This is a genomic window from Nocardia sp. NPDC049737 (assembly GCF_040674755.1).
Taxonomy (GTDB): Bacteria; Actinomycetota; Actinomycetes; order Mycobacteriales; family Mycobacteriaceae; genus Nocardia.
In genome coordinates this window covers 18992-44456 of record NZ_JBFANH010000007.1, presented here as the reverse complement: position 1 = coordinate 44456, position 25465 = coordinate 18992, and the positions used below count along the sequence as shown (strand labels likewise).

Genomic DNA, 25465 nt, shown 5'->3' with positions numbered 1-25465 from the left:
AGCGAACCATAGGCACAGCGTTCGCGAGAACGGCGCAGCCGAGCGCCAGCGAGGCGAAGCCGTGATCGGTGGCGATGCGGATCGTTCGACCGCCTCGCCCGGACTGGTGCAGCGTCTCGAACAATCCCTCGCGCCGGTGGTCGCTTGGCTCAAGGAGGTCGGCAGCGCCCTCGGTCATGTTTGGCGGCGTTCGCTGCAGTTGCGCGTCATCGTGTCCACGCTCACCCTGTCGCTGATCGTCATCACGATCCTCGGTGTGGTGCTGACCAGTCAGATCACCGATCGATTGATCGACGCGAAGATCAACGGCGCGGTCGAGGAGATGGATCGCGCCCGCAATACGGTGGAGAGCCAGCTGGCCGGTGTGCACGATATCGGCACCCAGCAGCAGCGCCTGATCGATGCCCGCAATGCGCTGTCCAACCGCGGCGGTACCGGTCAATCCACTGGTGTCGCAGGCAGTTTCGATTCCGCGTTGAGCATTGTCGGCAGTACCCCACAGCAGCCGATCTCGACCGGGCCGATCCAGGAGGTGCCCGAGGAACTGCGCCGCTTCGTCGCGCGCAACCAGGTCAGCTACCAGTTCGCCACGGTCGCGGATCCGGACGGCTACCACGGCAGGGCGCTGATCATCGGCAGCCCGAGCGCGGAGATCCCGACACTGCAGATCTACCTGATCTTCCCGCTGACCAATGAGGAGCGCAGCCTGTCGCTGATGCGCGGCACCATGTTGATCGGCGGCGTCGTGCTGCTGGTGCTATTGGCCGCGATCACCGCACTGGTCACCCGGCAGGTGGTGCTGCCGATTCGGTCGGCCGCGCGGATCGCGGGACGCTTCGCCGACGGCAGGCTCAAGGAACGCATGCTGGTGCGCGGTGAGGACGATATGGCGCGGCTGGCCCAGGCCTTCAACGAAATGGCCGAAAGTCTGTCCAACCAGATCAACGAGCTTGCGGAGTTCGGAAATCTGCAGCGCCGCTTCACCTCCGATGTCAGCCACGAGCTGCGCACCCCGCTAACCACCGTCCGCATGGCCGCGGATCTCATCCACGGCAGCAGCGACGATCTCGATCCTGCGCTGGCCCGCAGCTCGGAATTGTTGGTGACCGAACTCGACCGCTTCGAGGGTCTGCTCAACGATCTGCTCGAGATCAGCCGCCACGACGCCGGTGTGGCCGAACTGCAGGTCGAATCGCTAGACGTGCGGATGTGCGCGCGGGCGGCGATCTCCACCGTGCGGCATCTTGCCAAGGAATCCGGTGTCGAGGTGGTCATCGATATGCCGGATGAGCCGCTGGTCGCCGAGGTCGATCCGCGACGGGTGGAGCGGGTGCTGCGCAATCTGCTGGCCAATGCGATCGACCACAGCGAGGGCAAGCCGGTGCTGATCCGGATGCGCGGCGATGTCGAGGCCAATGCGGTCGCGGTAATCGTGCGCGACCAGGGTGTCGGCCTGCGGCCCGGTGAGGAGAAGTTGGTCTTCAACCGGTTCTGGCGCTCGGATCCGTCGCGGATGCGGCGTTCCGGCGGCACCGGACTCGGTCTGTCGATCAGTGTCGAGGACGCCAATCTGCATGAGGGCAAACTCGAGGCCTGGGGCGAGATCGGTATCGGCGCGAGCTTCCGGCTCACCCTGCCGCTGGTGCGCGGCAAGAAGATGGGCGCGAGCCCGATGCCGCTGGAACCGGTGTTGCGCAAGGCATTGCCGGCGCCGCGGGTCGATCCGCAACCGCCCGAGGATCCGAGCACCGATGAGGCGACCGAAGCGACAGTCACGGACCTGTCGATGATCCGCGTCGAGACCAACGGTGGCGAATCGGCCCCGAGTGAAACCGATGCGGTCGCGGAGGATTCGACGGACACCGACGCGGCGGATGCGAACGACTCGAACGGCGTCGGTCCGATCGGATCCGTGCCGACCAATGGCACCGGAGCGGAGGCCGAGCAAACCGAATCCACCGAGCCGAAGCAGACCGGGCACAGCGTGCCGGGTGACGGCGGGGACGTACAGTCATGAGGATGCGTAGCTCGTATCCGAGGCGCAAAACGCTACGGCTGTCCGCACTGGGCGCAGCCGCCGTGGCCGCGCTGTTGGTACTCACCGGATGCGCGAGCCTGCCGGAATCTTCCGCACCGCAGGCGCTCGGCACCATCAACCGCCAGCCCACCTCCGAGGGCCCGCCGGCGCCCATCGGCGGTCGCGATCCGGACCTGCTACTGCGCGATTTCCTGCAGGCCACCGCCGATCCGACCAACCGACATCTGGCCGCACGCCAGTACATGACGCCGTCGGCGTCGTCGCAGTGGGACGACGCGGCGGGCACCCTGATCGTCGACAAGGCCGATACCCTGCGCGAATCGCGCTCGGGCGATAAGGCGACCTATGTGATCCGGGCGCACAAGGTCGGCGAACTGGCCGCCGACGGCGCCTATCGGGCCATTGACGCGCCCCTGGAAAACAAGATCGAAATGAGCAAGGTCGACGGCGAATGGCGCATCGACGAGCTGCCCGACGGCGTGGTGATGGAGCAGACCGCCTTCGCCAAGTCCTACCGCCGCTACATCCTGTACTTCGTCGACCCGACCGGTACCAGCGTCGTCCCGGATCTGCGCTGGATTTCGGTGGCCAAGAACCAGCTGGCCCAGCGCCTGCTCGGCCTGCTTGCCGAGGGCACCCAGCCCGCACTCGCCCCGGTCGTGCGCAATGAATTCGCACCACCGGTGACTCTGCGCGGCCCGATAACCAAACCGAACAACGATGACAACGATGTCGGCGTCGGGCTCGGCGGGGTGCGCATCGACTTCGCAGGTGCTTCGGGATTGTCTCCGCGCGATAAGGAGTTGCTGGCCGGACAGGTGGTGCTCACGCTCGCGAGCGCGGAAATCCTCGGCCCGTACATGCTGCTCGCCGACGGCAAACCGTTCGACGATCGCTTCGCCGCCAACGGCTGGTCGGTCGCCGATGTCGAACAGCTGAGCCCAGCTGTCTACGCGCGCAACCAGATCGGGCTACACGCGCTGCGCAACGGCTCGCTGGTGCAGGTCACCGACAGCGGAATGATCACCCCGCCCGGCTACTTCGGCGCGGTGAACAATCTGCAGTCGGTCGCGCTCTCCCCCGACGGCCAGTTGGTCGCCGCGGTCGCCGATGCCGGACGGCCGCCACCGGAGCCGCCGCGCACTCTGATGGTCGGCAGCTACGGCGGCAACGCCTTCCCGGTCGCCGCGGGTTCCACCATCAGCCGGCCGTCCTGGAATGCCGACGGAACCGCCGCCTGGGCTGTGATCGATGGTGAGCGGGTCATCCGCGCGGTCAACGATCGCGCCACCGGAAATGTCTCGGTGCAGGATGTGGACATCTCGGCACTGATGGCCTCGGCGCAGGGATCGGCGCTGCGGCTGCCGATTACCGAGTTGCGGGTATCGCGCACAGGCGTGCGTGCGGCGCTCATCGCCGACGGCAAGGTCTATGTGGCGGTGGTCGAACGACGCCCGGACGGCAAGTACGCCCTCACCTCGCCGCTGCAACTAGCGCTCACCCTCAGCACGCGAGCGGTGTCTTTGAGTTGGCTCACCGCGGATGCGATCGTCATCGCGAGGGAGGGCAATGTCGATCCGCTGACGACTGTTGCGATCGACGGATCGCAGCCGACCCCGCAGATCAGCCAGAATCTGACCGCGCCGGTTCGGGTGGTCAGTGCCTCTCCGGAAGCCGAGTACGTGGGAGATTCGCGCGCGGTGCTCCAACTCCAGTACAGCGATCAGACCTCCGACCGCTTCTGGCGGGAGGTGCCCGGCCTCAACGGCGACAACTCGGTCCCGGTGCTCCCTGGCTGATCGTCGGGCGCCGAAACGAGTACCGCGACACCGTTATTCGCGAATCTGTCGGTGGGCGGGCGCAGACTCGGGCGATGCGAACCCTGTTGGATCTGATTCTGGCCGCCGCCTGTGCCGGATGCGGTGTGATGGGGGTGGGCTGGTGTGCGGACTGTGCGGCCACTCTGGCCGGGCCGCCGACGCGGGTGCGGCCGCGCACCGATCCGGGTGTGCCGTGCTGGGCGCTCGGGACGTACGCGGGTCCGGCGCGGCGGGCGGTGCTCGCGGCGAAGGAGCACGGGCGTCGCGATCTGGCAGAGCCGCTGGGGCTGGCGCTTGCCGACGGTCTGGCACGGTTGCGCGATGACCAGCGGCCGCTGATATTGATCCCGGCACCGAGTCGACGGGCGGCCGCACGTCGCCGCGGCGGGGATCCGGTGGTGCGCACGAGCCGGGCGGCGGTGCGGTGGCTGCCCGATAGCCGGGTGATACCGATGTTGCGTGTGTGGTGGGGTGTGCGCGATTCGGTGGGCTTGACAGTCGGTGAGCGGCAACACAATCTGCGCGGTCGGATCGTGGCTCGACCCGGTGCCGGAGCCGGCTCGGAGATCGCGGCGAATGCCGAGTTCGTACTGGTCGACGATGTGCTCACGACCGGCGCTACCGCTCGCGAATCAGTACGCGTTCTCGACCTGATCGGGGTGCCGGTACGTGCCGTGTTGGTGACGTGTTCGGCTTGACTCCGGGAAATTTGCGTGAACAGTGGCGGACCGCCCGTTGACGTACTAGCGTCGCGATCACACACCCGAACCGGGAGTTTGGAGGTGGCGCCTCGGACATCATGTGCCGAGAGATTGTCTATCGGCACGGCTCATCCCGCCGCACGCACGCTGGTTTGTGCGGCCATATCCGGGAGGTACGCGTGACGACTTCTTCACGACCTTCAGTGAAAGACGCCCTCACTGTGAAAGAAACACAGGCCCCGGTGCTCGATGACAGCACCCTGGATGCGACAGAGCAACCCACAGCGGACCGACCTCGCGCGCCGCGCGGCGATGTCGTGGTGAAAGGCCGCAATGTGGAGGTTCCCGATCATTTCCGAATTTACGTCGCGGAGAAACTCTCCCGTGTCGAACGCTTCGATCCGTCGATATTCATCTTCGATGTGGAGTTGTTCCACGAACGCAATCGTCGTCAGCGCAAGGCCTGCCAACGCGTCGAGATCACCGCACGCGGCAAGGGCCCGGTCGTCCGGGCGGAAGCATGTGCGGACAGCTTCTACGCTGCCCTCGAATCGGTGACCGCGAAGCTGGAGAGCCGACTGCGTCGAACCAAGGATCGCCGCCGCGTCCACTATGGGGACAAGACCCCGGTCTCGGTGGCCGAGGCGACCGCCGATCTGATCGATGAATCACTGTTCGCGCAGGCGGAGGGCGCCACCGCACACGAGCATCCCGAGGCCGAACGGACCCGGCCCGAGACGGAGTCACCGGATTACGCGGCCGGCCCTGGCCATATCGTCCGAACCAAAGTCCATTCCGCGACCCCTATGTCGGTCGACGACGCCCTCTACCAGATGGAGCTCGTCGGGCACGACTTCTTCCTCTTCCAAGACAAAGAGACCGACCGACCGTCTGTTGTCTACCGTCGCCACGCATTCGACTATGGACTGATCAGGCTCGCATAGTCATTCGCCACACTTGTTCTCCGGGTATTCAGCCCATGAGTTGGGTGCCCGGAGAGTCGCGCTGTCTGCCTGCTCGGCATCACGACAGATTTCGCAAGCACATGGGTAACTGATCGGGTACGTCCAAACCTCGGCCAAGCTTCGATCGCCGGTCCGCGACGTTCGTGTCGTGGCACTCAATCTCCGGCGTGAGGTCCGGGGAGGCGGGGGAGCCGTTCGCGGAAAAAGGTTCTGTGCAGCAAGGAATCTCGGCGTCGCGGGCGCATGGCCTGCAGCATGACCAGGTCGGCGAAGGTTTCGGCATCGCGTTCGCGGGCGGTTGTGTAATCGCTGCGCCCGAGCACATAGGCGATTGACTCCGGGGAGATCGAGGGGAGCAGTTCCGCGAGGGCCGACATCGGTTGTGGCGCGGGCGGTTCGGTCGCCGATTCCGGTCCGTGGCCGAGCAGCATATGACCCAGCTCATGGACGATGATGTGCTCGGCATGCCATTCGGTGGTATCGGCGCCGTAGACGATGATGTCGCTGTCGCGCTTGGCAATCCACAGACCGCTGCCGGTACCGCAGCCGGTGCCCGCGAGTAGTGCGGTATCGACCGGTTGCAGGGTGATGGTGCGACCGCGATGATCGGCAATGGCATCGAGGTATGCCGTCAGATTCCACGGGGACGGTATCGGTACGTCCCGGGAAACTTCCCGGAACCGGTTCTCCATACCGGGCATTCGTCGGCAATCTCCTACAGCGCTGCGGTCCCGCCCCATGCAACCGACGATGCTACCGAGTCTTCGGAAACTGCCCGGTCTATGGTCGCTCGACCGGTTGATCCGAGCGATGGATGAGCGCGGTCAGCGTGGCGAGATCGACATCGGATCCGCGCAGCGCGATGCTGGCGACATTCGCATCGCGCATGGTGGCCAGCAATTCGAGTTCCCGATCGATCGCGGCCGCGGCCGCGCCCGTTGTGGTCAGGTAGTCGGCGCTCACGCCGAAGCACTGCGCGATGGCGGTGAGTAGTTCGGATCCGACCGGCGCGGAATCGAATTCGCCGCGCCGCAGCCGGTCGAGTTGGTCCTGCGGGATGGTGCGGCCCAATTGCGCGCCGATCTGTTCGGCCACCGCGGCCGTCGTACGCTCGGGCTGCGACCGTGGGTGCACGGTCGCGAATAGTCGATTCACCTTGTGGCTGAGCGTCAGTCGCGCTCGGCTCGTCGCATCGTCGGTCATCTGTACTGCCCTCTACTGCTTGCCGTTTCGAATCGATGCCGCACCGGGATTGGCCGCCAGCCAGCGTGCGCGGAAGCGGCCCTCGGTGCCGGCGTCCACATCCTCCGCGCGTCCGGCCAGCCAGCGACGATAGCGGCGTTCCTCCAGGTCGGCGGGATCGCTGGACTCGGCGGGCACATCGAGTAGATGGGAGAACGCCATCGCGACCAACGGGTGCAGGGTTTTGCCGGGTCCGCCGTTGCGTTCCAACATCGCGGTGGCATAGCGGGCGGACAGCCGCGAGACGACCCCGTTGAGATCCGAAATGGCCGACACCAGATGGGGTTCGGTGGTCCGACCGCGCTCGACCGCATCGTTGAGCCGACCGGCGGCGGCGAGCAGTCCGGTCAGGTCGGACAGTTCGAAGCGGATCGAATCGGGTCCGGAGACGATCGACTCGTCGGTGTTCGGGGTGTGCGTGGCGACCTCATGCGGGGTCGGATCGCCGCCCGCATAGGTGCGTGCCGCACTCCCGGGCAGCCAGCGCAATGGGGCGTCGAGCTTGTTCAGGGTGTGCGTGCTGATGGTCGCATCGCCGTCTTCGATCTTGCGGATCGTCGGCGCGGAGGGCCCTCCCAGATCGCCGATCTGCATCTGGGTGAGGCCGAGTTCGTCCCGGCGTTCCTTGATGATTCGGCCGAAGCGCTTATGTCGCGACAGCTCCGAAGGGCTTTGCATAGTGAGCCTCATGGTAGAGCTCTTTTGGGAGAAAAGACAACTTCATAGAAAAAGTTTGAAAAACTGATGGAAAGATTGCTACTGTTCCTACGCGCCGAGTGGTGTCGACGTCGACCTTGCGGGTTCCGAGACGAGCAGGGGCGTTCGCCGGGACGGGCGCCGCTCATCCGCCTCCGCGGGCCTTTGTCGGCCGTGGGTGCCCCGACAGTGTCGTCGCGGGCTGGCGGTTGAGTGCCGGGCTGCTTTTGGGCCCGATGGAGTTACCCATGTGCTTGCGAAAGTGGGCGCAGCGGGTCTGTGGAGAATGCCCGGCTCAGCGGCGATGGAGGGGATCGCTGAGCCGGGTACTCTCGGGTCTGGACCTGGAACTTACTTCCAAGTAAGTTTGTGGGGTAGATCTCTCGAGGAGGAGACCCCGTGGCTACCAGTGCTGCTCGCCGTGCCGTCATCGTTTCCGGAGCGCGGACGCCGTTCGTCAAGGCGTTCGGCGATTACACGCGAATGGATTCGATCGCGCTGGCCGATGCCGCGGTGCGTGGATTGTTGGAGCGGACCGGGCTGCCCGGTGCCCAGGTGCAGGCGATCGTGTGGGGTGGCGTAATTCTGCCGAGTGCCGCGCCGAATATCGCGCGTGAAATCGCCTTGGATCTCGGTCTCGACCCTGGGTGTGAGGGCTACACAGTGACGCGGGCCTGTGCCTCCGGACTCCAGGCGATCACATCGGCGGTGGCGGCCATCGAGCGCGGCGAATACGACATCATGATCGCCGGTGGCAGCGATTCGACCAGCAATGCCGAGGTGAAGTTGCCGCAGAAGCTGGTGCATGCCGGTGCGCCGCTGGCACTGGGCAAACCGAAGCCGAAGGACTATCTCGCGGCGGCACGTCAGCTCGCGCCGTTCACCGATCTGCTGCCGAGCCGACCGAAAATCGCCGAACGCACCACGGGAGAGGTGATGGGGGAGTCGGCCGAGAAAATGGCCCGCATCCACGGCATCAGCCGCGCGGATCAGGACGAATTCGCGGCGCGCTCACACCACCGGGCCGCCGCGGCCATCGATTCGGGCCGCTTCGACGACGAGGTGCTGCGGGTGCGCACCCCCGAATGTGCGGATGTCACGCGCGACGGACTGGTGCGCGCGAATACCAGCGTCGAGAAGTTGGCGAAGTTGAAGCCGGTCTTCGCCCGCGACGGCAGCGTGACCGCGGGCAATGCCAGCCCGCTCACCGACGGTGCGTCCGCGGTATTGCTGATGAGCGAGGAGCGGGCGCACGCCCTCGGCTACCGTCCGCTGGCCGCCTTCCGCTCCTGGAGCTACGTCAGCGTCGACCCCACCGATCAGGTGCTGATCGGCCCGGCCATCTCTATGCCGCGCGCCCTCGACAAGGCCGGAATGTCGCTCGGCGATATCGATTTGGTCGATATCCACGAGGCATTCGCGGCCCAGACGCTGTCCGTACTCGCCGCGCTGAACAGCGACGAATGGGCCAAGACCCGCCTCGATCGCGATACTGCGGTCGGCGAGGTCGATGTCGACAAGCTCAATGTGCACGGCGGTTCGGTTTCGCTCGGGCATCCATTCGGCGCGACCGGCGCACGCATGGTCACCACAATGGCCAACGAGTTGGCCCGCACCGGAAAGAACGCCGCCCTGCTCGGCATCTGCGCCGCTGGCGGAATCGGCGCCTCGGCAGTACTGGAACGCGTCTGACAGCCCCGAGCATCCTTCCCATAGATTCGACCGTGCAAGGGCCAAGACTATTGCGGCAGTGGGCTTCTCTGAGCGTGCTGCGGTGGGTCCTGTTGTCTTGCCCTCGGGTCTGCCGCCCCTGGGGTGTTAGCTGTCCCGCGGTTTTGTAGTCGCAGTGCTGGGCGCGTCGGTGTCGTACCCGGCTCATCTCCCGCGGACCGGCGGGCAGGCCCGCAGCTCTCAGCTCGGTCGACCGGCCGGGGTTGCATTCTCGAGCATTTGTCGAGGGGAGTCGGATGTTGCTGGCGCAGCCATTTGACTACGCTCGGTGAGCATTCGACTCAGCTCGGTGGCCTGCGGAACGTTTCCTGGTGGACGGCGTCGGTGAGGGCGCGGCCGGTGCGCCAGCCGAGGCGTTCCAGGTCGGGTACCTGTTGGAATTCGTGCACTGGGCCGACGCACAGCCAGGCGACGGGGCGGATGCTGTCGGGTAGGCCGACCAGATCGGTCAGGAATTCGGCGTCGTAGAACGAGACCCAGCCGACGCCGACCTGCTCTGCCGTGGCGGCCAGCCAGAGGTTCTGGATCGCGAGAACCGCTGAGTAGATGCCGGTTTCGGGGACGGTGGCGCGGCCGAGGACCTGCGGGCCGCCGCGGTCGTGGTCATAGGTGACGACAATGCCGGTGCCGCTCTCGGTAATGCCCTCGATCTTGATCGGTTCGAAGGTTGCCGCCCGCTCCGGCGGCAGTGCATCCCGGAATTCGATCCGCTTCTGTGCGACGTGATCGGCGAACTTGCGCAGCGTCGCGGTCTCGCGCACCACCACGAAGTCCCACGGCTGTGAATTGCCGACACTGGGCGCGCGATGCGCGGCATCGAGGATCCGCCACAGCGTCGCATCCTCGACGAGGTCACCGGTGAACTCGGCCCGCACATCCCGCCGCATCCGGATGGCCTCGTAAACGCTCAGATCTTCAGCACACACGGCCCCAGTCAACCAGCCGCAACCTTTCGCTCTCGCCGACACCCGAGAGGATGCGCTTGCGCGCCAACCTGCACCCCGGCTGACTCGGGCCGCACGACTCGTCAACGGCTGCCCGCGCTCACCGGCTGTGGCCGTCGTGACAGCATCCGGCTACAAGCAGCCGGATGCTGTCGGTACTCGCTTCCGGATACTCGAAAGACTGAGGCGCCCACGGACTTCCGTGGGCACCTTCGCCTACGAACTGTGCGTCAGCCAGCGGCGACGGCCCGCCGGGCGAACCGGCGGCGGCCATCCTTCAGCGCCGTGCGCAGGCCGCGCCGCTTACCGGTGACCGGATCGAAGCTCGGCATGATGGCGCCGTCGAATTTACGCTCCGAGGCGGTCTCGGGGGCGTCGTCGGCGGTCGCGCGCAGGTACTTGTTCGGCAGTGCCAGCTTCAGGATGGTGCGCCAGGCCTTGAAGTACTGCACCGGAAGCGAACCGGTGGTGTAGGGCAGGTCGTACTTCTCGGCCAGGGCGCGCACCCGCACCGCGATATCGGCGTAGCGGTTGCTCGGCAGATCCGGGAACAGGTGGTGTTCGATCTGGTGGCTCAGATTGCCGGTCATGAAGTGCATGACCGGACCACCCGAGATATTGGCGCTGCCCAGCATCTGGCGCAGGTACCACTGGCCCTTGGATTCGCCGTCGATATCGGCCTTGGTGAATTTCTCCGCGCCGTCGGGGAAGTGGCCGCAGAAGATCACCGCATTGGTCCAGACATTGCGGATGATATTGGCGGTCAGGTTCGCGGTGAGCGTCGAGAAGAAGGCGGGCCCGGTCAGCAGCGGGAACAGCAGGTAATCCTTGCCGACCTGCTTGCCTATCTTGACCAGCACCTCGCGGCGCTTGACCTCGAATTCGGCCCGCTGCGGCGAACCCTCCTTCAGCCGGTGCACCTTGCCCAGCTCCAGATGCTGGATCGCCACGCCGTATTCGAAGAACAGCTGCAGCAGCAGGTTGTAGGCCGGATTGCCGATATTGAACGGCTTCCACCGCTGATCCCGGGTGACGCGCAGCAGGCCGTAGCCGATGTCGTCATCCATGCCGAGCACATTGGTGTACTTGTGGTGCAGATAGTTGTGCGTCTGCTTCCAGTGCTTGGACGGGCCGGTGTTATCCCATTCCCAGGTGCTGGAGTGGACCTCCGGATCGTTCATCCAGTCCCACTGCCCGTGCATGACGTTGTGCCCGATCTCCATGTTCTCGATGATCTTGGCCGTGCTGAGCAGGGCCACACCGGCGAACCAGGCGGGCGGCAGGAAACTGGCGAACAGCACCGCGCGGCCGCTGATCTCGAGCGCACGCTGCAGTCGGATGACATTGCGGATATACCGCGCGTCCCGAGCACCGCGCGTGGACTCGATATCGCGCCGGATCGCGTCGAACTCCGCACCGAGCGCCTCCACATCGGCTTCGGTGAGGTGCGCGTATTCCTTGACATCCGAAATCGCCATGGTGGTTACAGTACCGTAAGTTACGAGACCGTAGGTTGCGAGGTGTGTCTCCGGAGTGTGGCAAATCCCCCATTGCGAATGCGGCTGGGGGATGCTAGGTCACTTACGGCGGCGGATGCGGCGGATCGCCCGCTCGCGCATGGCCTTACGCTGCAATGTCGCCTTCTCCTGACGGGCCTTTTCCTGCAGCGCCAGCTTGGCCTCGCGCAGCACTTCCTTCTCGTGCCGCGCCGTCTCCCGCAGCACCACCTTGGCCTCGTTGAGCGCCGAACGCAGGCCGCGCCGCTTACCGGTCTCGGGGTCGACGGGCAGCCAGTGCGTCTCGTTCCACTTGTCGGCCCAGCGCTCGGCATTGGGCATCGACGGCATGGCGGGCAGTGAGATACCTGCGAACTTGTGCTCCGAGGAGGTCTCCGGTGCGTCATCGGCGGTGCGCTTGAGGAAACGGTCCGGCAGTGCGAGCTTGTGGATGGTCCGGAAGGCCAGCAGATACTGCTTGCCGAGGGAGCCGGTGGTGTAGGGCAGGTCGTACTTGTCGCACAATTCGCGGACCCGCTCGGCGATTTCCGGATACCGGTTGCTCGGCAGGTCGGGGAACAGGTGATGTTCGATCTGGTAGCAGAGGTTGCCGCTCATGAAGGCCATCGCGGGTCCGGCCTTGAAGTTGGCGCTGCCGAGCATCTGGCGCAGATACCACTCGCCGCTGGTCTCGCCCTCGAGCTGCTCGATGGTGAATTTCTCGGCGCCATCGGGGAAGTGGCCGCAGAAGATCACCGCATATGCCCACAGGTTGCGCACCAGGTTGGCGGTCGCGTTCGCCTTGAGCGTCGACATGAAGGCCGGTCCGGTGAGCGCGGGGTAGAACAGGAAGTCCTTGGCCACCTGGCGGGCTATCTTGCGGGCGAACTCCTTGTTCGGCTCCGACATCCGCTCCTTGGGCGGCGTGCCGGAGAGCTCCTTCTCGATGCTCAAGTCGTGCAGCGCGATACCCCATTCGAAGGTGGCCGCGAGCAGGATATTGGCCAGCGGCTGGATCAGATGGATCGGCCGCCACTGCTCGTCGCGGGTCATCCGCAGGATGCCGAAGCCGAGATCCTCATCCTTGCCGAGCACATTGGTGTAGGTGTGGTGCGAATAGTTGTGCGCCCGCCGCCACTGCGCCGAGGGCCCGGTCATATCCCATTCCCAGGTGCCGGAGTGGATTTCCGGATCGTTCATCCAGTCCCATTGCCCGTGGCTGACGTTGTGCCCGAGCTCCATATTCTCGATGATCTTGGCGACCGACAGGAGCGCCGTCCCGGTCAGCCAAGCCCACCGATTGCGGCTGCCGAACAGCACCGCGCGCGCTAGCACTTCCAGGCCACGCTGTGCCGCGATGGTGCGCCGGATGTACTTTGCGTCACGCTCGCCGCGGGACAGTTCGACGGACCGCCGAATGGAATCGAGTTCCTGCCCCAGTGTTTCGATGTCAGCCGCCGTGAGATGGGCGAACGCTTTGATATCGGCGATGGCCACCGGGGTCCTTTCCCTGACTGAATTTATCTCGAGGGTACCTGGCGGATCCCCCGGGGACGGTGCGTCTGCGAGTGTCGGTGTCTCAGATGTCGAGTGTGCAGTCGCCCGCTGCGGCCGAGATGCAGGTCTGCACCTTGTCACCCTCGCGGCGCTCGTCACCATTGCGCAGATCGCGGGTATGTCCGGAAGTCAGTGTGATGACACAGGTTTGGCAGATGCCCATCCGGCAGCCGAACGGCATCTGCACACCGGCGGATTCGCCAGCCTCCAGCAGACTGGTCGCGCCGTCGACCTCGACAGTGCGCCCGGTATTGCCGAATGTCACGGTGCCGCCCTCACCCACGGCGGAGCGCTCGATCTCGAAGCGCTCGACATGCAACCGGTCGCTGATGCCCGCCTCGCGCCAGTGCTGTTCGATCTCGTCGAGCATGGCGGCCGGACCGCAGGCCCAGGTCTGGCGCTCGCGCCAATCCGGGAATTGTTCGTCCAATGTGGTCAGGGAGAACCGGCCCTGCTCATCGGTGAGGTGCAGATGCGAGGAGAAACTGGGGTGGCGATCGTGCAGATCGCGCAGTTCGGCGCCGAACATCACATCGTCACGGGTGCGCGCGGAGTGCACGTGCACCACATCGGTGACCACATCGCGGCGATCCAGCGCGCGCAGCATGGCCATGACCGGGGTGATGCCGCTGCCCGCGGTGAGGAACAGCACCTTCTCCGGCGGCGGCGACGGCAGCACGAAACCGCCCTGCGGTGCGGCCAACCGGACGATGGTGCCCGCGGCGACCCCGCTGACAAGGTGGCTGGACAGGAACCCCTCGGGCATCGCCTTGACCGCGATGGAGATCAGGCGCTTGCCGCGATGTTCCGGATCGGTCCAGTTCGGCGGGCAGGTCAGCGAGTAGGAGCGCCAGTGCCAGCGGCCGTCGACCAGCATGCCGATACCGATGTACTGACCCGGCTCGTATTTCCAGTCGAAGCCCCACCCCGGCTTGATGACCAGGGTGGCCGAATCGGCGGTTTCCTTGCGCACCTCGACAATTCGGCCGCGCAGCTCACGCGCCGACCACAGCGGATTCGCCAGATGCAGATAGTCGTCGGGCAGCAGTGGCGTGGTGACGCGCGCGACGGCGCCGCGCAGCACGTTCAGCCGTCCACCGCGTTCGGCGACGTCCGCCGCCGGAGCCTCCAGCCACTCCCGGACTGTGCGCACCGAGAGTGCCGCTTTTTTCAAGACCATTGCCGCCGTTCGTCTCCCTGTCGTAGCGACCGGTGAGGCCGCCTCGCAGCCAGGTTACGGCATCGTAGGTTACTACGTGACGTGTAGGTTGCCCGTCACAGTAATTCGAGCAGGAACGGCAATTCCTGGGCCGCGTACCAGGCCAGCTGATGGTCCTCGGCATCACCGAGCACGAATTCGGCATCGGCATCGCCGAGGTCGGCGGCATCGATGACATCTACCGCCTTGGCTACCTCGGGTTCGGCCTCGGCCAGGTCGACGTGCACCGACGCGATCCGGTCGTAACTGATCGATCCGGCCAGTCGGACCACTGCGTCGTCGAGATCGGGGCGCAGCTTCGCGCCGGTCACATCGGCGGCGATTACCGCGCGTCGATAGACCGGGCTGTGATAGGTCGTGGCGGTGTCGTCGGCGTCGGTGTCCTCGTCGTCGGACGCCTCGGTGGCCTCCTCGCGCTCGGCGGCCAGTAGGCGCAGCGAGGCCCGCGCAGCCTCGGCCATCGCCACCTCGGCCAATTCATCGTCGTCACCGGAGGCGTAGGCCTCGCGCAGCGTCGGCGTGACCGCGAAAGCGGTTCCGCCGGTCGGTCGCAGTTCCCGGTTCGCGACGAGCTCCCGCAGCATCGGCACGGTGGCGGGGATATAGACCCGCATGATGTTCTCAGACGCAGGCACCGAGCATCTCCTCCATGGACTCGTGCACCGACGCGGCCAGCACGCCGATATCGGCCATCGCGTCGCGGTCGGCATTGAGTCCGTAGAAGACGCGTCCGTCATAGGACGTGATCCCGATGCTCGAGGCCTGGTTGCGCAGCAGCGGCGACACCGGATACATCTCCAGCATCCGCGCGCCGCCGATATACATCGGGGTCTGCGGACCCGGTGCGTTGGTGATCACCAGATTGAACGTGTGCTCTGCGAACGTACTCGCCGCCCGCACACTCATCGCATGCAGGCTCGCCGGAGCGAAGCCGGCAAGGTGCACCAGGGTGCGCGCCCGCACCCCGCGCCGATGCTTGATATCGGCCTCGGTGGCATGGGAGATGTGCGATAGGCGCATCACGGGATTCGGTTCGCCCACCGGCAGATCGATCAGGAACGAGGAGACCTCGCTGGCGGGTTTCAGCTGGTCGTCGATGCCTTCGACATAGACCGACATGGGCACCACCGCGCGCAGCACGGTCGATTCGGTGAGTGCCTCACCGCGCGAGAGCAGCCAATTGCGCAGCGCCCCTGTGACGACGGCCAGGATCGCATCGTTGATCGAGCATTCGAAGCGCTTGCGGATCTTGCGGTAGTCCTCGAGATCGGTGCGCACCACATCGAAGCGGCGGTTGCGTGAGGTCTTGGCGTTCAATGGGCTGTCCGGTGCGCCGATGGTGGCCGCACGCACGGCCGAAACCATCGAATCCACCGCCTTTCCCGCGGCCTCGACCACCGAGAACGCCTGCGCGCTCGCATCGCGCGCGACCTCGAGCGCCTCGCGCGGCTGCGCGGCCAGGTGGGTGAGCGCGCCGATCATCAGTTCCATCTCGTTGGGTTCGCGTGGGGCCACCCAGGCGTCATCGGCGATACCGCGCGGTGATGCGCTGGTATCGAGGATGACGTGCCCGATCTCGAGTGCGGTATCCCCGTCGACGAGCGCCGAATGGGTTTTGGTGAAGATCGCGGACCGGCCCTGCGCCAGGCCCTCGATCAAATACATCTCCCACAGCGGGCGGCTCTGATCGAGCGGTCGCGACGCCAGCCGCGCCACCAGATCGTGCAGCTGGCCGTCGTTGCCCGGAGCGGGCAGTGCGGAGCGGCGGATGTGATAGGTGATATCGAAATGGCTGTCCTCCACCCAGACCGGGCGGCCGAGCGCGAACGGGATTTCGCGCACCTTCCTGCGATAGCGGGGGACCAGCGAAAGCCTGCTCTCCACCAGATCGACCAGTCTGTCGTAGTCGAGTGCCGTTTCCTCCTGTGCGGAGTCGCTACCTCGGACGATCGCGAGAGAGCCGATATGGATCGGATTGCTGCTCGACTCGAGCCGATAGAACGACGCGTCCTGCGGCGTCAATCTCGTGATCACGCTGCCCGGTGCTCCTTCCGATGTGGCTCCCACCCGAGCCGTCTCACCGCCTATTGTGGTCGCCCACAACGGTTCGTCCTGCCCCCTGTGGCATATCCAGCGATATTCGCGCATCCCTTTACCCACGCTTGGTTCCGTGGAAGGCTGCCTTGGATCGAGACCGGAGGAACTCGATCCGCTCACATTAATCGGGTGCCGTATAACGGATGCCTTTGAGCCGCGCTGCCCTTTGGTGTCGTCACGTGCCGTCGGATAACGGGTTGCCCCTGGTAGATCAGGTTCACGGCGTCCGGCACGACGGACGACTCATATCGTATGACACCCGCGCTGAAACAGGTTCCGGTCCAGCGGATTCCCACCCGCTCCGACGGCCGACACACGGGTACGGTGAGAAGAAACGGCTATCGCCTCGGCGGTAGCGGCGGATGCGGCGCGATGTCGCTGGTCATCGGCACCTACCATGGATGCCGCATTACCATGAAGCGTGCTGCGGATTCCGCCGTGCTCGGCGGGGGCCATGTGCACACTGCCCGCCCAGGGTGACGGCCGAACATTTGACACACCGACCAGAGGACTGACGAGACCCGTGCCTGCGCTGACACTGACGAGGTTGCTACGGATTGGTGAGGGACGCACGGTCAAGCGGCTCGCCCATCTCGCGGAAGAGGTCCTCGCGCTCGGGCCCGAGGTCGAGGAGCTCACCGACCACGAGCTGCGTGCCAAGACCGACGAGTTCAAGGACCGCTACGCGGACGGCGAATCGCTGGACGATCTGCTCCTGGAGGCGTTCGCGGTGGCCCGTGAGGCGTCCTGGCGGGTGCTGAACCAGAAGCACTACAAGGTGCAGATCATGGGTGGCGCGGCGCTGCACCTCGGCAATATCGCCGAGATGAAGACCGGTGAGGGCAAGACCCTGACCTGTGTGCTGCCCGCCTACCTGAATGCGATCTCCGGCGACGGCGTGCACGTGGTCACGGTCAATGACTACCTGGCCAAGCGTGATGCCGAGTGGATGGGCCGCGTGCACCGCTTCCTCGGGCTGAGTGTCGGGGTGATCCTGTCCGGTATGACCCCGGCCGAGCGTCGCGAGTCCTACAACTCCGACATCACCTACGGCACCAACAACGAATTCGGCTTCGATTACCTGCGCGACAATATGACTCACTCCCTGGACGATCTGGTCCAGCGTGGGCACAACTTCGCCGTGGTCGACGAGGTCGACTCCATCCTCATCGACGAGGCCCGCACGCCGCTTATCATCTCGGGTCCGGCCGACGCCTCCTCGAAGTGGTACGCCGAATTCGCCCGCATCGCACCGCTGTTGAAGAAGGACCTGCACTACGAGGTCGACATCAAGAAGCGCACCATCGGTGTGCACGAGGCGGGCGTGGAGTTCGTCGAGGATCAGCTCGGCATCGATAACCTCTACGAGGCGGCCAATTCGCCGCTGGTGAGCTACCTGAACAACGCCATCAAGGCCAAGGAGCTCTACCACCGGGACAAGGACTACATCGTCCGCGACGGCGAGGTCATCATCGTCGACGAATTCACCGGCCGCATCTTGGTCGGGCGCCGCTACAACGAGGGTATGCACCAGGCGATCGAGGCCAAGGAAGGCGTCGAGATCCAGCCGGAGAACCAGACCCTGGCCACGATCACGCTGCAGAACTACTTCCGCCTCTACGACAAGCTTTCCGGAATGACCGGTACCGCCGAGACCGAGGCCGCCGAGCTGCATCAGATCTACAGCCTCGGCGTGGTCCCGATCCCGACGAACAGGCCGATGGTCCGCGCGGACCAGTCCGATCTGATCTACAAGACCGAAGAGGCCAAATTCGCGGCCGTGGTCGACGATGTCACCGAACGGCACGAGAAGGGCCAGCCGGTGCTGATCGGTACCACCAGCGTCGAGCGCTCGGAGTACCTGTCGAAGCAGTTCACCAAGCGCGGCATCGCACACAACGTGCTGAACGCGAAGTTCCACGAGAAGGAAGCCGAGATCATCGCCGAGGCCGGTCGCCCGGGCGCGGTCACGGTCGCGACGAATATGGCCGGTCGTGGTACCGACGTCGTGCTCGGCGGTAACCCGGACATCATCACCGACATCATCCTGCGCAAGGAGGGTCTGGATCCGGTTGAGACGCCGGAGGAGTACCAGGCCGCCTGGTTGCCGACGCTGGAGCGGGTCAAGGAGCAGACCGCCGAGGACGCCGACGCGGTGCGCGATGCCGGTGGTCTGTACGTGCTCGGCACCGAGCGGCACGAATCGCGGCGTATCGATAACCAGTTGCGCGGTCGTTCCGGTCGTCAGGGTGACCCGGGCGAGTCCCGGTTCTACCTTTCGCTGGGTGACGAGTTGATGCGGCGCTTCAACGGCGCCGCCCTCGAGGCCATCATGACCAGGCTCAACCTGCCGGATGATGTGCCGATCGAGGCGAAGATGGTCTCCAAGGCAATCAAGAGCGCGCAAACCCAGGTCGAGCAGCAGAACTTCGAGATCCGGAAGAACGTGCTCAAGTACGACGAGGTGATGAACCAGCAGCGCACCATCATCTACGGCGAGCGCAACCGGATCCTGCGCGGTGAGGATATGGAGGGCCAGGTCCAGGAGATGATCACCGACGTGGTCACCGCCTATGTCGACGGCGCCACTGCCGACGGCTACGTCGAGGACTGGGATCTGGACAAGCTGTGGAGCGCGCTGAAGACACTGTATCCGGTGAGCCTGGATTACAAGGAGCTGACCGGTGAGACCGGTGTCGGCGAGGCGGGCGACCTGACCAAGGACGAACTGGTCGAAGCGCTGCTCGATGACGCGCACAACGCCTACGAGAAGCGTGAACAGCAGATCGACGGTCTGGCCGGCGAGGGTTCGATGCGCAATCTCGAACGCCAAGTGCTGCTTTCGGTGTTGGACCGCAAGTGGCGCGAGCACCTCTACGAGATGGATTACCTCAAGGAGGGCATCGGCCTGCGTGCCATGGCGCAGCGCGATCCGCTGGTGGAATACCAGCGCGAGGGCTTCGATATGTTCGCCGCGATGCTGGACGGCCTGAAGGAGGAGTCGGTCGGCTTCCTGTTCAACCTGCAGGTCGAGGTGCAGCAGCCGCAGCCCGAGGGCGTCGGGATCGATCCGGGCCTGCGCTCGCCGGTCGGCGCCGCCGCGCCGCGTCCACTGCCCACCCAGGAGGCGCCGGTAGCCAATGGCGCGCCGGCGGCGTTGCGCGCCAAGGGGATCGGTGATTCCCGGGCCAACAACGGCTTCCACTACTCGGGGCCGGACGAGGGCGGCCACGCCGCGGTGCACAGCGACGTCGAGGAGTACGGCGACGGCGCCACCCGCCGTGAGCGTCGCGAGGCGGCCCGCTCGCAGGCCAAGCCGAAGCGCGCACCGAAGTCGCGTCGTCGGCACTGACCATCAATTCCGAAGGCGCGCTCATCGACTCGAGGTCGATGAGCGCGCCTTCGCCGTGTCCGGTCCCGTATCTAGCGCTCGTAGATGTCGCGACGGTGTCCGGCGGTGATGACGAGAATGATCAGTTTGCCGTCATCGACCTCGTATACCAGTCGGTAATTGCCGACTCGTAGCCGGAATCCTGGGCGACCGGTGAGACCTCTGACATCTACCCCATCACGTCGGTATGGGTCATCGCCCAGCAGCGTGAGCGCGATCAACAGGCGCATGGCATCGGGATGCGGGATATTTCGTAGTGCACGACGCGCTGCTGGGGTCCAGCGGAATTCGTATTTCACGCCGTGCCTTTATGTCCAGCATCGAGGATCTCATCCATCATTTGGCCTAGCGTGATGTGTTCTGGTTCACCACCTTCAGCGAGCGCCTCGTCGGCCATGCGTCCGAGTTGCTCGTCTTCCCACTCTTCGAGCTTGGCGAGCATGTACAGCGGAATCACTGCGGCTGCGGGTTCTCCGGCACGCGTGATGACGGTCACGTGCCCATCCTGTACTGCGGCGTTGATGACGGCAGGGAGCTGGGCTCGAGCCTCACGGATGCTGAGCTGATCTTCCACAACTGGAGTGTACACCGAACTGTGTACACGAGAAATTACCAGGATTCGTTGGTGTTCAGCGCGGTCAGTAGCAGGCGGATGGCGGCAACACGGCGATCCTTGCCGGGCAAGGTATCCAGGGCGCATTCGGGATCTGCAGGGGGACCGAGATGGGTGCAGCCGCGTGGACAGTCCTCGATGGCGGCGGCCAGATCGGTGAAGGCGGCGATGACATCGTCGGGCGTGATGTGGGCCAGCCCGAAGGAGCGGACACCAGGTGTGTCGATGACCCAGCCGCTCTGCGGGAGCGGTAGGGCGACGGATTGGGTGGAGGTGTGTTTGCCCTTGCCCACGCCCGAGACCTCGCCGACCGCCCGATCCGCATCGGGCACAAGGCGATTCACCAGCGTGGATTTGCCGACGCCGGAGTGGCCGATGAAGGCGGTGAGGCGGTCGGTGAGCAGATCCAGGACCGGTGCTATGGGGTCGTCGACGCCGCCATAGATGATGGTGAGGTCGAGATCGTCGAAGGCGGCGGCGAATTCGGATTCGGCGGCCAGATCGTGTTTGGTCAAACACAGAATCGGTTGCAGTCCACCGGCATACGCGGCGACCATGGCGCGCTCGACGAAACCGGTGCGCGGCGGCGGATCGGCGAGGGCGACCACGATGAACAGTTGTTCGGCATTGCCGACGACGATCCGTTCGAACGGATCGGTGTCATCGGCAGTGCGGCGCAGGACGGTTCGGCGTTCGCCGACGCGGACGATGCGGGCGAGGGTATCGGGTTTGCCGGACAGATCGCCGACTACGTCGACCTGATCGCCGACGACGATCGGCGTGCGGCCCAGTTCCCTGGCCCGCATGGCGACGATCAGTTTGTCCGGATCGCCGCCGAGCACGCAACCCCAGCGACCACGGTCCACCGAAACGACCATGGCCGATTCCGCATCATTGTGCTGCGGACGGGTTTTGGTGCGTGGACGAGACGACTTGCCCGGGCGCACCCGGACATCCGACTCGTCGTAATCGCGTCGTCTCAGCGGGCCGCTCCCTGATCAGTGAGCGTGGGATCGAGCATCTGCTCCCACAGGCCGACAAATCCGGGCAGCGTCTTCGCGGTGGTGCCGATATCCTCGATCGCCACACCGGGCACCCGGAGTCCGAGAATCGCACCGGCCGTTGCCATTCGGTGGTCGGCATAGGAATGCCAGTTGCCGCCGTGCAGCGGGGCCGGGGTGATTTCGAGTCCGTCCTCGGTCTCGGTGACATTGCCACCGAGCCGGTTGATCTCGGTGGACAGCGCCGCGAGCCGATCGGTCTCGTGCCCGCGCAGATGGGCGATACCGCGCAGCCAGGACGGCGAATCCGCAAGTGCCGCTAGGGCGGCCACCGTCGGGGTCAACTCGCCGACATCGTGCAGATCGATATCGATACCGGCCAGTCGCTCCGGGCCGCGCACAGTCAGGACACCGTCGAACCGGGTGACCTCCGCGCCCATGCGCACCAGGATCTCTCGGATCACGTCACCGGGCTGTGTGGTCAGCCGTGGCCAGTGCGGGATGCGGACCTCGCCGCCGGTGACGGCGGCTGCGGCCAGGAACGGCGTGGCATTGGACAGATCCGGCTCCACATCCCAGTTCACCGCGCGGATAGGGCCGGGTGCGACGGTCCAGGTCTGGGCCTTGCGGCTGTCGGCGGGGGCATCGACCGCGACGTCGGCGCGCCGCAGCATCTCCACCGTCATCTCGATATGCGGCATAGAGGGCAGCGCCTTGCCATCGTGATGCACCACGATGCCCTCGTCGAACCGGGCCGCCGACAGCAGCAGGCCGGAGACGAACTGTGAGGATCCGGAGGCATCGATGGTGACCGCGCCGCCACGCAGCGCGCCCTTGCCGTGCACCGTGAAAGGCAGTGCGTCGCCCTCGATATCCGCGCCGATCCGGCGCAGTGCCTCCAGGATGGTGCCGAGTGGGCGAACCCGGGCCTGCTCGTCACCGTCGAAGGCGACATCACCGGTGGCCAGGGCCGCGACCGGCGGCAGGAACCGCATGACTGTGCCGGCCAGGCCGCAGTCGACGTTGCCGCCCTGCAGCGGCGCGGGCGTCACGGTCAGCGTTTCGGCGTCGCCCTCGATCCGCGCGCCCAATGCGCACAGCGCGCCGATCATGAGTTCGGTATCGCGGCTGCGCAGCGCACCGGAGATGGTCGAGGGACCCTCGGCGAGTGCCGCCAGGATCAAGGCCCGATTCGTGATCGATTTAGATCCGGGCAGGGTCACGGTCGCGTGCACGGGGACATCGACATGGGGCGCTGGCCAGAAACTCACCCGTCCATCTTCGCCCATCGCGTCACCGGACACGCGGGCTGGGCTGTGTTTGATTTGCCGCGGCTGCGCCGCGGCGGGTTCGCGGCCCCCTGGTGTCTCGCGTCCGAGCCGTCGAGACTCGCGACTTCGTCGCATGCGCTTCGACGGCTCGGACGCGAGTCGGGCCGCGAACTCCTCGCTCGTAAGACTCGCTCCGTTGTGGTCGAAGGGCTCGCCTCGAAAGACGAGCCCGGCGGGTGTGGCGGCTACTTGTGGCGGCCGTGCAGGATCGGGACCAGGCGGCGCAGCAGCTTCATGGTGGTCTGGGTCCGTGAGTAGCTGAGCAGTGCCATGCCGGGAATCGCGAAGCGCTGCACCGCGATCGAATGCGGCCGGGAGAATTCGCGCAGGCCGGGCTCGCCGTGGATGCGCCCGATTCCGGAATCGCCGACACCGCCGAAGGGCAGACCCGCGATGGCGGCGAAACCGAGCACCGAGTTCACCGAGGTCGCGCCGACGCGCAGCCGTCGGGCGATCTCCAGGCCGTTCTTCTTCGAGTAGACCGCCGAGGCCAGGCCGTACTTGGACTTGTTCGCCAACTCGACGGCCTCATCGACGCCGTCCACCGTCCGGATGGTGACGGTCGGGCCGAAGGTCTCCTCGGCCACGGCCTCGGAGTTCTCGTCAACATCGACCAGCACGACCGGCTCGATGAACGGACCCTTGACCGAGTCCGGCCCGCCGAGCACCGCGGTGCCGCCGTTCTTCAGCGCGTCATCGATATGGCGGCGCACGATATCGATCTGGCTGGGCATGGTCATCGGACCGTAGGCCGCATCGGTGCCCGAGCCCGGCTTGACGTCGGTCAGGATGCGTTTGACCTCGGCGACGAAGTCGTCGCGCACCGCGCGGTCCACATAGACCCGCTCCACACCGGCGCAGGTCTGGCCGCTATTCGCGGTGGCGCCCCAGGCGACCGCATCGGCAGCGGCCTTGATATCGGCATCGCCCGCGACGATCACCGCGTCCTTGCCGCCGCATTCCAGCAGTACCGGGGTCAGTGATTCGGCGGCCGCGGCCATGATCTTCTTGCCGGTCGCGGTGGAGCCGGTGAACGCGATCTTGTCCACACCGGCCTGCACCAGTGCGGCGCCGGTCGCGCCGTAGCCATTGACAGTCTCGAAGATGCCTTCGGGCAGCTCCGGATTGGCTTTCTTGAACGCATCGGAGAGGAAATTGCCGATGCCGGTGGAGAATTCGCTCGGCTTGAAGACCACGGTATTGCCCGCGGCCAGGGCGTAGGCGATGGAGCCGTTCGGGGTGTAGACCGGATAGTTCCACGGGCCGATTACGCCGATGACACCGAGCGGACGCTGCTCCACACGCGCGGAGAAGTTCGCCATGAACGCGCCGGGGGCGATCTTCTTCGGCGAGAGCACCTTCCTGGCATTCTTGGCTGCCCAGGCGATGTGCTCGAGCGCGAGCATCAACTCCAGGAACGCATCGTCGAGTGGTTTGCCGTTCTCCTTGTGGATGAGCGCGGTGAACTCCTCGGAGTCCGCGACCAACTGGCTCGACCAGCGCAGCAGATGTTTGCGCCGCTCGTCGAAGCTGAGTCCGCCCCAGGTCGCGGCGGCGGTGCGGGCCTTGGCGACGGCGGCGCGAACCGCGTCGGCATCGGCGATGGTATGGGTGGCAATGACCTCTCCGGTGGCCGGATCGACCGAATTCAACGCCGTCTCCGGTGTCGTTGGGGTGGTCTCGATGGTTGTCACGGTGGGTCTCTCCCTCTTGCCGAGATAAGTTAACGGCCATTCATCTGAGATGATGCTATGTCAGAACTCTCACCAGGTCACCCCTACCGTCAATTCTTCCCGAGTCTGTCGGCGCCGCGTGCAAGTATCGAGATATGTGCGGCAGATATGCGACAACTACCGATCCCGGTCGGCTCGCCGCCGAACTGGACGCCATCGACGAGACGCCGACCGGTAACAACGGCGGTTCCACCAACTACAACGTCGCACCGACCACCCAGGTGCTGACCGTGGTGGAGCGGCATGAGCACGACCACCCCGACGACGACCCGAAGTTGCGCATCCGGCGAATGCGCTGGGGCCTGATCCCGGTCTGGACCAAGGCCGCCGGACCGGGCGTACCGGTCAAGGGCAAACCGTTGTTCAATGCCCGCGCCGATAAGGCGACGACCACGGCATCGTTTCGCGATGCGGTGAAGTATCGCCGCTGCCTGGTACCGATGGACGGCTGGTACGAGTGGTTGGTCGAACCGGATGCCGGGGCCAAGGGCAAGGTCGCCAAACATCCGTACTTCATGTCGAATGCCGATGGCGCGCGCCTGTATATGGCCGGATTGTGGTCGGTATGGCGGGACCGTTCGCAGCGGGAGAGCGAACCGCTGCTGTCATGCACCATCCTGACCACCGACGCCGTCGGCGAGCTGGCCCGCATCCACGACCGGATGCCGCTGCCCATGCCGCGGCAGCATTGGGCGGCCTGGTTGGATCCGGATCATCCGGCACCGGCCACACTGCTCGAGACGCCGAGCGCGGAATCGGTGGCGGACATTGTGGCGCGTCCGGTTTCGTCGCTGGTAAACAGCGTGCGCAATAACGGTCCGGAACTGTTGGCGCCGTTGGACTCTCGCGGTGGTACGGAAAAGGCCGGGCAGATCAGCTTGCTGTGATCG

The 25465-nt window shown here is 65.5% G+C and carries 21 protein-coding genes; 7 read left to right on the top strand and 14 right to left on the bottom strand.

The window, feature by feature from the left end:
• Positions 1–103: 103 nt before the first annotated feature.
• The 4 genes from mtrB (at position 104) to raiA (ending at position 5503) form a co-directional block, all read left to right on the top strand.
• Positions 104–2017: an MtrAB system histidine kinase MtrB gene (gene mtrB, locus AB0J47_RS11805; protein WP_364344574.1), complete on the top strand. Its 1914-nt coding sequence runs from the start codon at positions 104–106 to the stop codon at positions 2015–2017.
• 2 nt (positions 2018–2019) lie between these two features.
• Positions 2020–3837: an MtrAB system accessory lipoprotein LpqB gene (gene lpqB, locus AB0J47_RS11800; RefSeq protein WP_364343976.1), complete on the top strand. Its 1818-nt coding sequence runs from the start codon at positions 2020–2022 to the stop codon at positions 3835–3837.
• A 74-nt stretch (positions 3838–3911) separates the two neighbouring features.
• The gene (locus tag AB0J47_RS11795) at positions 3912–4556 is read left to right on the top strand and encodes a ComF family protein (protein ID WP_364343973.1); all 645 of its coding nucleotides are present in this window, start codon (positions 3912–3914) and stop codon (positions 4554–4556) included.
• Between the two features lie 263 nt (positions 4557–4819).
• Positions 4820–5503, top strand: coding sequence for a ribosome-associated translation inhibitor RaiA (raiA, locus tag AB0J47_RS11790; protein ID WP_364344571.1), 684 nt, complete (start codon positions 4820–4822; stop codon positions 5501–5503).
• Positions 5504–5679: 176 nt separating this feature from the next.
• Here the strand turns inward: raiA and AB0J47_RS11785 are convergent, their stop codons facing one another.
• The 3 genes from AB0J47_RS11785 to AB0J47_RS11775 all read right to left on the bottom strand — a co-directional run bounded on the left by AB0J47_RS11785 (position 5680) and on the right by AB0J47_RS11775 (position 7444).
• A complete protein-coding gene (locus tag AB0J47_RS11785; RefSeq protein WP_364343970.1) occupies positions 5680–6225 on the bottom strand; it encodes a hypothetical protein in 546 nt (181 codons plus the stop codon).
• A 79-nt stretch (positions 6226–6304) separates the two neighbouring features.
• Positions 6305–6727, bottom strand: coding sequence for a hypothetical protein (locus AB0J47_RS11780; RefSeq protein ID WP_364343967.1), 423 nt, complete (start codon positions 6725–6727; stop codon positions 6305–6307).
• A 12-nt stretch (positions 6728–6739) separates the two neighbouring features.
• Positions 6740–7444, bottom strand: coding sequence for a helix-turn-helix transcriptional regulator (locus AB0J47_RS11775; protein ID WP_364343964.1), 705 nt, complete (start codon positions 7442–7444; stop codon positions 6740–6742).
• A 417-nt stretch (positions 7445–7861) separates the two neighbouring features.
• On the opposite strand from AB0J47_RS11775, the gene AB0J47_RS11770 reads away from it, so the two are divergent.
• Positions 7862–9154, top strand: coding sequence for an acetyl-CoA C-acyltransferase (locus AB0J47_RS11770; RefSeq protein ID WP_364343961.1), 1293 nt, complete (start codon positions 7862–7864; stop codon positions 9152–9154).
• Positions 9155–9474: 320 nt separating this feature from the next.
• Here AB0J47_RS11770 and bluB read toward each other — a convergent pair whose 3' ends face one another.
• From bluB to AB0J47_RS11740, 6 genes are all read right to left on the bottom strand, one after another.
• On the bottom strand, positions 9475–10119 hold the full coding sequence (bluB, locus tag AB0J47_RS11765; protein WP_364343958.1) for a 5,6-dimethylbenzimidazole synthase: 645 nt from the start codon (positions 10117–10119) through the stop codon (positions 9475–9477).
• A gap of 248 nt (positions 10120–10367) precedes the next feature.
• Complete coding sequence (locus AB0J47_RS11760) at positions 10368–11615, bottom strand: fatty acid desaturase (RefSeq protein WP_364343955.1); 1248 nt, start codon at positions 11613–11615, stop codon at positions 10368–10370.
• Between the two features lie 99 nt (positions 11616–11714).
• Positions 11715–13130, bottom strand: a complete 1416-nt coding sequence (locus AB0J47_RS11755; RefSeq protein ID WP_364343952.1) for a fatty acid desaturase — start codon at positions 13128–13130, stop codon at positions 11715–11717.
• Between the two features lie 82 nt (positions 13131–13212).
• Positions 13213–14370 carry a ferredoxin reductase gene (locus AB0J47_RS11750; RefSeq protein WP_364343949.1) on the bottom strand — a complete coding sequence of 386 codons (1158 nt, stop codon included), beginning with the start codon at positions 14368–14370 and terminating at the stop codon, positions 13213–13215.
• Between the two features lie 95 nt (positions 14371–14465).
• The gene (locus tag AB0J47_RS11745) at positions 14466–15023 is read right to left on the bottom strand and encodes a hypothetical protein (protein WP_364344568.1); all 558 of its coding nucleotides are present in this window, start codon (positions 15021–15023) and stop codon (positions 14466–14468) included.
• Positions 15024–15030: 7 nt separating this feature from the next.
• Positions 15031–16443, bottom strand: coding sequence for a wax ester/triacylglycerol synthase family O-acyltransferase (locus AB0J47_RS11740; protein WP_364343946.1), 1413 nt, complete (start codon positions 16441–16443; stop codon positions 15031–15033).
• A 586-nt stretch (positions 16444–17029) separates the two neighbouring features.
• On the opposite strand from AB0J47_RS11740, the gene secA reads away from it, so the two are divergent.
• Entirely contained in the window at positions 17030–19858 is a 2829-nt protein-coding gene (gene secA / locus AB0J47_RS11735; protein ID WP_364343943.1) for a preprotein translocase subunit SecA, read from the top strand.
• A gap of 71 nt (positions 19859–19929) precedes the next feature.
• Here secA and AB0J47_RS11730 read toward each other — a convergent pair whose 3' ends face one another.
• The 5 genes from AB0J47_RS11730 to AB0J47_RS11710 all read right to left on the bottom strand — a co-directional run bounded on the left by AB0J47_RS11730 (position 19930) and on the right by AB0J47_RS11710 (position 24536).
• Positions 19930–20196, bottom strand: coding sequence for a type II toxin-antitoxin system RelE/ParE family toxin (locus AB0J47_RS11730; protein WP_364343940.1), 267 nt, complete (start codon positions 20194–20196; stop codon positions 19930–19932).
• Positions 20193–20471, bottom strand: a complete 279-nt coding sequence (locus tag AB0J47_RS11725; RefSeq protein WP_364343937.1) for a type II toxin-antitoxin system Phd/YefM family antitoxin — start codon at positions 20469–20471, stop codon at positions 20193–20195. Before AB0J47_RS11725 ends, AB0J47_RS11730 begins: the two co-directional genes overlap by 4 nt.
• A gap of 35 nt (positions 20472–20506) precedes the next feature.
• Positions 20507–21493 carry a ribosome small subunit-dependent GTPase A gene (rsgA, locus tag AB0J47_RS11720; RefSeq protein ID WP_364344565.1) on the bottom strand — a complete coding sequence of 329 codons (987 nt, stop codon included), beginning with the start codon at positions 21491–21493 and terminating at the stop codon, positions 20507–20509.
• Positions 21490–22800, bottom strand: a complete 1311-nt coding sequence (gene aroA / locus AB0J47_RS11715) for a 3-phosphoshikimate 1-carboxyvinyltransferase (RefSeq protein WP_364343934.1) — start codon at positions 22798–22800, stop codon at positions 21490–21492. The genes rsgA and aroA overlap by 4 nt, the downstream gene beginning before the upstream one ends.
• A 227-nt stretch (positions 22801–23027) precedes the next feature.
• Positions 23028–24536: an aldehyde dehydrogenase family protein gene (locus tag AB0J47_RS11710; RefSeq protein WP_364343931.1), complete on the bottom strand. Its 1509-nt coding sequence runs from the start codon at positions 24534–24536 to the stop codon at positions 23028–23030.
• Between the two features lie 134 nt (positions 24537–24670).
• On the opposite strand from AB0J47_RS11710, the gene AB0J47_RS11705 reads away from it, so the two are divergent.
• A complete protein-coding gene (locus tag AB0J47_RS11705) occupies positions 24671–25462 on the top strand; it encodes an SOS response-associated peptidase (RefSeq protein WP_364343928.1) in 792 nt (263 codons plus the stop codon).
• The last annotated feature ends 3 nt before the right edge of the window (positions 25463–25465 follow it).